Source organism: Streptococcus cristatus (assembly GCF_001588905.1).
In the GTDB taxonomy this organism is placed as follows: Bacteria; Bacillota; Bacilli; order Lactobacillales; family Streptococcaceae; genus Streptococcus; species Streptococcus cristatus_N.
In genome coordinates this window covers 1-2,192 of sequence record NZ_LAWH01000012.1, presented here as the reverse complement: position 1 = coordinate 2,192, position 2,192 = coordinate 1, and the positions used below count along the sequence as shown (strand labels likewise).

Below are 2,192 nucleotides of genomic sequence, written 5' to 3'. Positions count from 1 at the left end.
TTATCGCCTTTAGCTCCGGTTGCGCCTGTTGCTCCAGTTTCACCTTTATCGCCTTTAGCTCCGGTTGCGCCTGTAGCACCAGTGGCACCAGCTTTTCCATCTTTGACGATAGTTGAAGATGTTACTTCATCTGGATCCAACTGGCCGTTATTATTCTTATCGAGTCCGACTTGAACTGTGTGTGTACCATTGTTGTTGTCTACAACTTTAGCTAGTGGAGATTTTCCATCCTTACCGTCTTTAACGATGGTAGATGAAGTTACTTCATCTGGATCCAACTGGCCGTTGCCGTTCTTATCCAGACCAACTTTAACAGTGTGTGTACCGTCGTTGTTGTCTACGACTTGCGCCAATGATGGCTTGCCATCTTCACCTTTGGCACCAGTTGCGCCTGTAGCACCAGTTTCACCTTTATCGCCTTTAGCTCCGGTTGCACCTGTGGCGCCAGTTGCGCCCTTATCACCTTTTGGTCCTGCTGCGCCTGTGGCACCTGTTTCACCTTTGTCACCTTTAGCTCCGGTCGCGCCTGTTGCTCCAGTTTCACCTTTATCGCCTTTAGCTCCGGTTGCGCCTGTAGCACCAGTGGCACCAGCTTTTCCATCTTTGACGATAGTTGAAGATGTTACTTCGTCTGGATCAAGTTCACCGTTACCATTCTTATCGAGACCGACTTGAACTGTATGCGTGCCATTGTTGTTGTCTACAACTTTAGCTAGTGGAGATTTTCCATCCTTACCGTCTTTGACGATGGTTGAAGAGGTTACTTCGTCTGGATCCAACTGACCGTTGCCATTCTTATCAAGACCAACTTTAACAGTATGAGTACCGTCGTTGTTATCTACGACTTGCGCCAATGATGGCTTGCCGTCTTCACCTTTATCACCTTTAGCTCCGGTCGCTCCTGTAGCTCCAGTTTCACCTTTATCGCCTTTGGCTCCGGTCGCTCCTGTAGCACCTGTGGCACCGGTTGCGCCAGCTTTTCCATCCTTACCATCTTTGATGATTGTTGAAGATGTTACTTCGTCTGGATCAAGTTCACCGTTACCATTCTTATCGAGACCGACTTGAACTGTGTGCATGCCATTGTTGTTGTCTACAACTTTAGCTAGTGGAGATTTTCCATCCTTACCGTCTTTGACGATTGTTGAAGAGGTTACTTCATCTGGATCCAACTGACCGTTGCCGTTCTTATCAAGACCAACTTTAACAGTATGCGTGCCATCGTTGTTGTCAACGACTTGCGCCAATGATGGCTTGCCGTCTTCACCTTTATCGCCTTTAGCTCCGGTCGCGCCTGTAGCACCGGTTGCACCAGCTTTTCCATCCTTACCGTCTTTGACGATTGTTGAAGAGGTTACTTCGTCTGGATCCAACTGACCGTTGCCATTCTTATCAAGTCCAACTTTAACAGTATGAGTACCGTCGTTGTTGTCTACGACTTGCGCCAATGATGGCTTGCCGTCTTCACCTTTATCACCTTTAGCTCCGGTCGCTCCTGTAGCTCCAGTTTCACCTTTATCGCCTTTGGCTCCGGTCGCTCCTGTAGCACCTGTGGCACCGGTTGCGCCAGCTTTTCCATCCTTACCATCTTTGATGATTGTTGAAGATGTTACTTCGTCTGGATCAAGTTCACCGTTACCATTCTTATCGAGACCGACTTGAACTGTGTGCGTGCCATTGTTGTTGTCTACAACTTTAGCTAGTGGAGATTTTCCATCCTTACCGTCTTTGACGATTGTTGAAGATGTTACTTCGTCTGGATCCAACTGACCGTTGCCATTCTTATCAAGACCAACTTTAACAGTATGAGTACCGTCGTTGTTGTCTACGACTTGCGCCAATGATGGCTTGCCGTCTTCACCTTTATCACCTTTAGCTCCGGTCGCTCCTGTAGCTCCAGTTTCACCTTTATCGCCTTTGGCTCCGGTCGCTCCTGTAGCACCTGTGGCACCAGCTTTTCCATCCTTACCATCTTTGATGATTGTAGATGATGTTACTTCGTCTGGGTCAAGCTCACCATTACCGTTCTTATCGAGACCGACTTGAACTGTGTGTGTGCCATTGTTGTTATCTACAACTTTAGCTAGTGGAGACTTACCATCCTTACCGTCTTTGACGATTGTTGAAGAGGTTACTTCGTCTGGATCCAACTGACCGTTGCCGTTCTTATCAAGTCCAACTTTAACAGTATG

Annotated in this window: 1 protein-coding gene; it reads right to left on the bottom strand. The window is 47.6% G+C overall.

Annotation, left to right across the window (positions count from 1 at the left end; genetic code table 11):
* A partial coding sequence (locus A0765_RS10715; RefSeq protein WP_062004437.1) for a collagen-like triple helix repeat-containing protein occupies nt 1-2,192 on the bottom strand: 2,192 nt, incomplete at both ends.